Source organism: Amycolatopsis rhizosphaerae, assembly GCF_007713715.1.
Lineage (GTDB): Bacteria > Actinomycetota > Actinomycetes > Mycobacteriales > Pseudonocardiaceae > Amycolatopsis_E > Amycolatopsis_E rhizosphaerae.
The window spans coordinates 1-6,588 of the sequence record NZ_VJWX01000400.1 but is presented as its reverse complement, the minus strand read 5'-3'; the positions used below and the strand labels follow the sequence as shown (position 1 = coordinate 6,588).

Here is a 6,588-nt window from a genome sequence, read left to right as displayed (position 1 = left end):
GGACGAAGCCGAGTTCGGTCACGGGCTGGTCCAGTTCGGGGTCGAGCACCGTCGCCAGTGCCGAGAGGATCGCGGCCTCCACGGACCGAAGCGTGCTGGTCATCGGGGGCCGGATCCCGCGGTCTGGGCGGCCGGGGCGGGCAGCCGGAACTGCCGGGGCACGTCGATGTCGTACAACGCGGCCGCGTTGAGCCCGAGGATCTTCTTCTTCTGTTCGGTGGTGATCGGCGCGTACTCCGCCATGTCCTCGGGGATCTGGAAGTCGACGAACCTTTCGACGAGCCACTTCGGCGTCCACAGCGCGTAGTCGCTGCCGAAGAGGATCTTGTCCTCGCCGATCCAGTAGAGCAGTTCGCCGATGATCTGGGCGAAGTAGCGGGGCCGGGCGTGGATGAAGGGCATCGCGACGGCGAGTCCGCCGTAGACGTTCGACTCCTGGGTCGCGATCCAGCAGAAGTCCTCCAGGCGCGGGAGTCCGACGTGCTCGACGATGAAGTTGAGGTCGAGGTAGTCGGTGGCGACCTTGTCGATGTCGGCGACGTCGAACGCGTCGCGGTCCAGCGGCCGGATCGTCGGTCCCTTGTGGACGTGGATGTTCCTGATGCCGAGTTCGAGGCATTCTTCCAGGTACCGGCGCGACCACGGCTCGTCGAGCTTGTACCCGCGCGAGTCGCCGTGCCACTCGGCCGTGTAGAGCTTGACGCCCTTGAGGTTCATCCGCTCCGCGTCCCGGCGCAGCTGGGCGAGGCCGGCCTCCCCGTCGCGCGGATCGTAGGCGTGGTTGTAGGTCAGCTTGCCCGGATTCTTCCGCGCGAGCCCGAAAGCCTCCTCGGTCTGGCCGAACCCGTTGTGGTAGAAGTCCCGTAGCAGGGTCGCCTGGAAGATGGCGTGATCGACGTAGCCGTCCTCGAAGACGTCCTTCAGGAAGCGTTCGGCGCCGTAGTAGGTGTAGGTGTCGTAGTCCCAGATGACTTCCTCGGGGCTGAGGTTGCGGTGGTAGTCGTAGAAGCAGTCGATGAACTGCCTGCCGTGGACGTTTTTGATGTTCGCCTCCCGGGCGTCCCAGATGTGGACGTGCCCGTCGACGACGAAGTACTTCTCGCCCTCTTTCTCGTACATGGGAATACCTCACCCTTCGGTGCGCTCGCGTGCGGTGGATGGCGTGGCGCGGGGCCTCCTCCCTCCGGAGGCCCCGCGCCGGCTCTGGTCGGACGGTTCGGCGTCAGCCGTGTGCGAGGAGGTCGAAACCGATGTACTCGGCGGCGTCCTCGGGGTTGGCGAAGAGCAGGGTGCGGTCGTCCAGGTGCACCATGCGGCCGTAGTGGGTGGAACTGATCTCCTCGAAGATCGAGCCGTCGAACGGCTCGCCGAGGGCGTCGCTCAGCTCCGCGTAGTCGAATTCCAGGAGTTTCCTGCCGTCCACCCGGATCATGGACGGGTACTCCACCAGGGAGACGCCTTCCTTGGTCGCCATCACGTCGGCGACGACCCGGCCGATCGGCGTGTTCATCAGGGTGACACCGCACATGTTCGAGGAACCGGCCTGCGAACCGAACTGCAGGGAACCGCTCACTTCTCCAACTCCTTCGGCACGTCGAGCCCGATTTCCTCGAGCAGCTGGGTGAACTTCTCCTTGGCCGCGCCGAAGGAGTCGGCGAAGGTGCGCACCTTCTCCGCGGGCTGCGACCAGATGGGCTGCAGTGCCCGCGCGGCTTGAAGGCACGGCGGCACCCAGGCCGACAGCCACTGGCCGAACAGCTCCTTGTTGCCGCTGCCGTGCTTCTCGTCGCGGGTGAGCATCCGGAACAGGGCGCGGGTGTAGCCGAGGTCCCGGTTGTAGTCGTACTCGCCGGTGCCGACGAGGGTCGGGGTGATGTAGTCGCCGTTCTTGGCGGAGATCTGCATGACGAGCTCCGACCGGAAAAGCTGTCCGACCAGCTGCTCGAAGACGACGTTGACGCCGAACAGCAGCTCGGCCCAGTCGCCAACGGCGGTGAGCTCCTCGAGGACCTTGCGCGTGGGCTGCCATTCCTCGGCCGAGGCCCACACCTGCTTGTGCACCGAACCGTCGAAGGTGCCCAGCGATTCGGACAGATCGAGGTTGAACAGGGCCAGGTCCTGGGCGAACCGCATCTTGTGCGCCGCGTTGACGGCCACCGCGGTGTTGATCATGTTGGTCGGCCCGGATCGCTGGATCGAGGTGAAAACGTGCAGCGCCATGCCGTTCTCGGCGTGCATCCAGGCGCCCAGGTTGCGGGCGACGAACTTCTGCCAGGCCGCGTTCCAGCCGTCGTAGGCGCCCGCGCGCTTCGCGTTTTCCAGGCCGAGGGCGACCTGGCGCACCACCGCGGAGTTGTTGCGGTAGATGGTCTGTTCCCATTCCTCGTTGGGGTCGAGGAAGGCGTGCCAGTCGGACGATTTCGCCTTCGTCCACTCCTTCGGGTAGCCTCCCGGCCCGTTACCGAAACCGTAGATCCAGCCCTGGGTCAGGTGCCGCTCCGGATCGGGCTGCACGTCGACGGTCACGTCCTCGTAGACCGTCGCGCGGAGTTTGGCGGGGCGGAAGTAGTTGTAGCTGCGGCTCTTGCTGCCGGGAAACTCCAACGCGCCGGCTTCGGAGTCGGTGAACTCGACCTTCGGGAAACTGCGCCCCTTGGGCGCGGAAGTTGCCGTGCTGGACATGTCATCCCTCCACTGTGGTGAGTGCTGGGTTTTTCGCGGTTGTCCGCTCTCCTGGTACGCCGTCCTATTCGTCCTCCCGGACCGACGTGGTGAACTTGTCGTAGAACACCTGGTCGTCCGGAACGCCCTGCCGTGCGGCCAGTGCCAGCGCCGCGTCGACCATGGGCGGCGGCCCGCACAGGTAGACCTCGCAGCGGTGCAGTTCGGACTCCCCGGCCTCGACGACCTCGGTGACCATCCCCCGTTCGGCCGGGACACCGCACTCGCCGAAGCCCTCGTCGGATTCCGACAGGGCGACGACGAACCCGAAGTCGGTCAGCCGCTCACCCAGTGCCCGGATCTCGTCGAGGTAGAACAGGTCCGCGGGGGTGCGGGCGCCGTAGTAGAAGCGGATCCGGCGGGTGTCGCCGGTGTCGGCAAGGTGCCGCAGCAGACCGAGCACGGGCGCCATGCCCGCACCGCCCGCCATCAGCACCAACGGCAGCACATGGCCCTTTTTCAGGGTGAAGTTGCCGTACGGGCCGCGCAGGTGGATCGTGTCGCCCGCCTCGATCCCGTCGTCGAGCAGGGACGAGAACCTGCCCCCCGGGTACTTCTTGATCAGGAACTCGAGGTGGCCGGTGGTGGCCGGGGTGGTCGCCATCGAGAAGGACCGGTGCTCGTCGGTGCCGGGGATGATCAGGTCGGCGTACTGGCCGGGTTTGAACTCGAAGCCGGGCGGGTCGACCGGCTTGAGCTTGAGGCCCACGATGTCGTGCGTGTGCGGGACCAGCTCCAGGACCTCGGTCCTGATCTCCTGCAACGGGGCGGAGTTGAGCAGCTCGTCCTCGTCGAAGTTGAGCAGTTCGATGGTGCAGTCGCTGAAGGCGTGCGCCCGGCAGAGCAGCACGTAGCCCTCTTCGACCTCGGCGTCGTTGCAGGCGAACGTCGAGTAGCGCTCCATCTGGATCTCGCCGTCCAGCACGTAGGACTTGCAGGCCGAACACTGGCCCTCGCGGCAGCCGTGCATGAGGTGGATTCCCTGCCGGAACGCCGCGTCGAGGATCTTTTCGTCCTCGTCCACCTCCATCTCGATGTCGACCGGTTCGAAGGAGATGCGATGCTTGTCGCCCATGGGTGTCTCGTTTCTCGGGTGCGGACGGCGGTGACATTCCGGCGACATTCCGGCGACATTCCGGTATGACATTCCGGTGGCAGCCGCCACCGCCGCCCGCTGGTCCTTGGGCCGTCAGCCGACCGTGACGTTCGGGTTGGCGCGGTACGCCGCGGCCCACTCCTCGCGCTCCTGATCGGTCATCTGGTTGAGGGTCACGTTCGGGCTGGCGAACCGGATGCCCCGGACGTCGTCGAGCGTCCACAGCTTCTTCGGGTCGTCGAGGTCCAGGTGGGGCTGCCCGACGAGGGTCCTGCCGTCGTCACGGACGTAGCCGAGGTCGGTGAGGATGTCGGCCAGATCCCGGTCGTGGTGGAGCGTCTCCCATTCGCGGTGCCCGGTCAGCCTGCCCATGTTGGGGGTCTCCCGGCCCTCGTACTCCGGCCGGAAGGCGACCTTGTCGGTCCAGTGGCAGGTGTCCGAGCAGTAGGTCCGCCACTGGTCGTCGACCTTGTCGACCACCATGTCCTCGCGGACGAGGCAGGGCACCATGCAGGTCCAGCAGCGGTGCGGGTATTCGTAGCCGACCTCTTCGAAGGCGATCGGCTTGTTGCGGCCCGGGTAGCGCAGCCGGTTGTAGGCCTCCCACCACTTGCCGAACTGGTTGTACCAGCCGGGGTACTTCTCCTCGAACCACTCGAAATCGGCGTCGGTCATGCCGTCGATGCGCCAGTAGTTCACCGGCCAGCCGGTGGCGAAGAACTGCGCCACCCGGTGGACGTAGAACTTGTTGGTGATCCGGTTCCACGCCTCCTCGACCAGATCGTGCGGGATGACCAGCCCGTACTTCTCCAGCGGGAGCAGGTAGCTGCGGTAGTAGTCGTCGTAGATCCAGCGTCGCCACATCTCGGCGTAGGACTCGCGGTTCTTGCGGCGGTCCTTGGTGCCGTACTCGATGAAGGTGCCGATGGCGGCGTCCACCACGCAGTGGTTGTTCCACCAGGCATAGCGCAGGTCGCGCTCCAGCAGCGGGCGGTTGCGCTCGTCGGCCAGTGCCATCAGCAGGATCGAGTAGCCGTTGCTGATGTGCCGGGACTCGTCGGACTGCACCGAGTGAAAGACCGTGGGCAGCAGGTAGTCGCCGTTGGCGGCGGCCTCGTCGGGCATCGCGACGAACAAGGTGTTGGTGAAAGCGGTTTCGGCAACCACCGTGAGGTAGATGTTCGCCGCCGTGATCGCGTCACCGGTGATGAACCCCTCGCCGAACTGACGGCCGATGGTGCCCGCGTAGTTGTTGGCGAACGCCTTCTCCGTGATGTCGAAGCCGGCCGGATCGATGTAGTTGTTCATGTACAACTTCTTGAGGTTCATCTGGATCGTCGAGTGCCGGACCTCGTCGATCATCTGGACCGCCAGTCCGTTGTGGATCTCCGGGTTCGGCACCGCGTCGATGGCCATCGGCATCGCCCTCGCCGCGGAGATCTCGGGGAACGGGATGATCGACAGGAACAGCTTCTGCCACTCCAGCCAGCGCTGCTGCACCTGACGGAACATGTTGCCCCGGATCGCACCGTCCATGGCCCCGAAGACGCGGTTGTCCTTCTCCTCCTCCATCGGGAAGTAGGACCGCATGATCTGCTTCAACGGGTCCTTTTTGGGTGCTTTCTCGAACGTGTAGTCGGTGCCGAAGCGGGTCGCGGGAGTGGCGAACGTCGGCTCCCACGACAGCTCCGTGATCTTGCTGTGCGCCTTGGTGAGACTCTGCCTGCTCAATTCGGCCTCCTTGGAAGCGGGATCTGGCGCCCGGCCGTGCGTCCTGACGGGGGAGAGTGTGTTGCGGATCGCAGGTAACTTCTGTCTCAATGTGAGACTGCTGGTCTCGCGGGACTGCGCCACGATGGGACCAGTGCGGTGACCGAGCACCCAACGTCAAAGGAGACGGTGGTGACCCAAGCAGACCGGCCCGATTCACAGCGGATGAGCGTTCTGCGGGAGAAGTTCCTCACGCGGCCCGAACCCGGGCTCCCCGGTGTCCGCGACGTCATCTCCGCCTCCTGGCGGCGCGCACTCGAACACCGGGTCGACGCCGACGAACCCGATCCGGTCTTCGTCCCCGATCACGACGAGGAAAGCCTCCTGGCCCGCAGCGCCAGGCCGGTGCTGGCCGACCTGTCCGCCGAGCTGGCCGCCCAGCCGGTCGCCATCGTGCTGACCGACGCGGACGGCCTGGTGGTGAGCCGGTTCAGCACCGACCGCGCGCTCAACTCGGGCCTCGACCGGATCTCGCTGGCCACCGGGTACAGCTACGCCGAGGAGTCGGTGGGGACCAACGGGATCGGCACCACGCTGGAGTGCCAGAAACCGGTGCTCGTCTCCGGGTTCGAGCATTTCAACAGCAGTCTCGCGGACTTCGAATGCGCCGGGGCGCCGATCTCCCATCCGATCCGGGGGCACCTGGCCGGTGTCCTCGACCTGACGTCCTGGGCCGATCACTCGAGCCCGCTGCTGCTGACGCTGGCGCGTACGACGGCCAAGCGGATCGAGGAGGCGATGTTGGCCGGCACCGGAGCCCGGGAGCTGAGCCTCTTCCGCGAGTACCTCGCCGCGTGCCGCCGGGGATCGGGAGCGGTTCTGGCCGTCAACGAGGACGTGGTCATGGTCAACAGCCACGCCGAGGAGCTCTACGACGTGACCGACCGGGCGGCGCTGATCAGCCATGCGGCGGACGTGACAGGAGCGGCCAAACCGGTCACGGTCCTGGCCGACCTGCCCTCCGGGGTGGTCGCCCGGCTGGAGTACCGGCCGGTGTACAG

The 6,588-nt window shown here is 66.1% G+C and carries 6 protein-coding genes; 1 reads left to right on the top strand and 5 read right to left on the bottom strand.

Features of this window, described 5'->3' with window-relative positions; genetic code table 11:
- Positions 1 to 99: 99 nt before the first annotated feature.
- The 5 genes from FNH05_RS28660 to FNH05_RS28640 form a co-directional block, all read right to left on the bottom strand.
- Positions 100 to 1,119: an amidohydrolase family protein gene (locus FNH05_RS28660; protein WP_144591964.1), complete on the bottom strand. Its 1,020-nt coding sequence runs from the start codon at positions 1,117 to 1,119 to the stop codon at positions 100 to 102.
- A gap of 103 nt (positions 1,120 to 1,222) precedes the next feature.
- A complete protein-coding gene (gene mimD, locus FNH05_RS28655; RefSeq protein WP_246127995.1) occupies positions 1,223 to 1,573 on the bottom strand; it encodes a propane 2-monooxygenase effector subunit MimD in 351 nt (116 codons plus the stop codon).
- The gene (locus tag FNH05_RS28650) at positions 1,570 to 2,682 is read right to left on the bottom strand and encodes an aromatic/alkene monooxygenase hydroxylase subunit beta (RefSeq protein WP_144591963.1); all 1,113 of its coding nucleotides are present in this window, start codon (positions 2,680 to 2,682) and stop codon (positions 1,570 to 1,572) included. Before FNH05_RS28650 ends, mimD begins: the two co-directional genes overlap by 4 nt.
- Positions 2,683 to 2,746: 64 nt before the next feature.
- A complete protein-coding gene (locus FNH05_RS28645) occupies positions 2,747 to 3,796 on the bottom strand; it encodes a 2Fe-2S iron-sulfur cluster-binding protein (protein ID WP_144591962.1) in 1,050 nt (349 codons plus the stop codon).
- Positions 3,797 to 3,910: 114 nt separating this feature from the next.
- Positions 3,911 to 5,548: a ferritin family protein gene (locus FNH05_RS28640; RefSeq protein WP_144591961.1), complete on the bottom strand. Its 1,638-nt coding sequence runs from the start codon at positions 5,546 to 5,548 to the stop codon at positions 3,911 to 3,913.
- Between the two features lie 171 nt (positions 5,549 to 5,719).
- Between FNH05_RS28640 and FNH05_RS28635 the strand changes: the two genes are divergently transcribed.
- On the top strand, positions 5,720 to 6,588 hold an 869-nt coding region (locus FNH05_RS28635), incomplete at its 3' end, for a GAF domain-containing protein (RefSeq protein WP_246127994.1).

Coding starts and splice junctions, on each gene's coding strand:
- FNH05_RS28660 (WP_144591964.1), bottom strand. CDS start 1,119: ATGTACGAGAAAGAGGGCGAGAAGTACTTCGTCGTCGACGGGCACGTC.
- FNH05_RS28650 (WP_144591963.1), bottom strand. CDS start 2,682: ATGTCCAGCACGGCAACTTCCGCGCCCAAGGGGCGCAGTTTCCCGAAG.
- FNH05_RS28645 (WP_144591962.1), bottom strand. CDS start 3,796: ATGGGCGACAAGCATCGCATCTCCTTCGAACCGGTCGACATCGAGATG.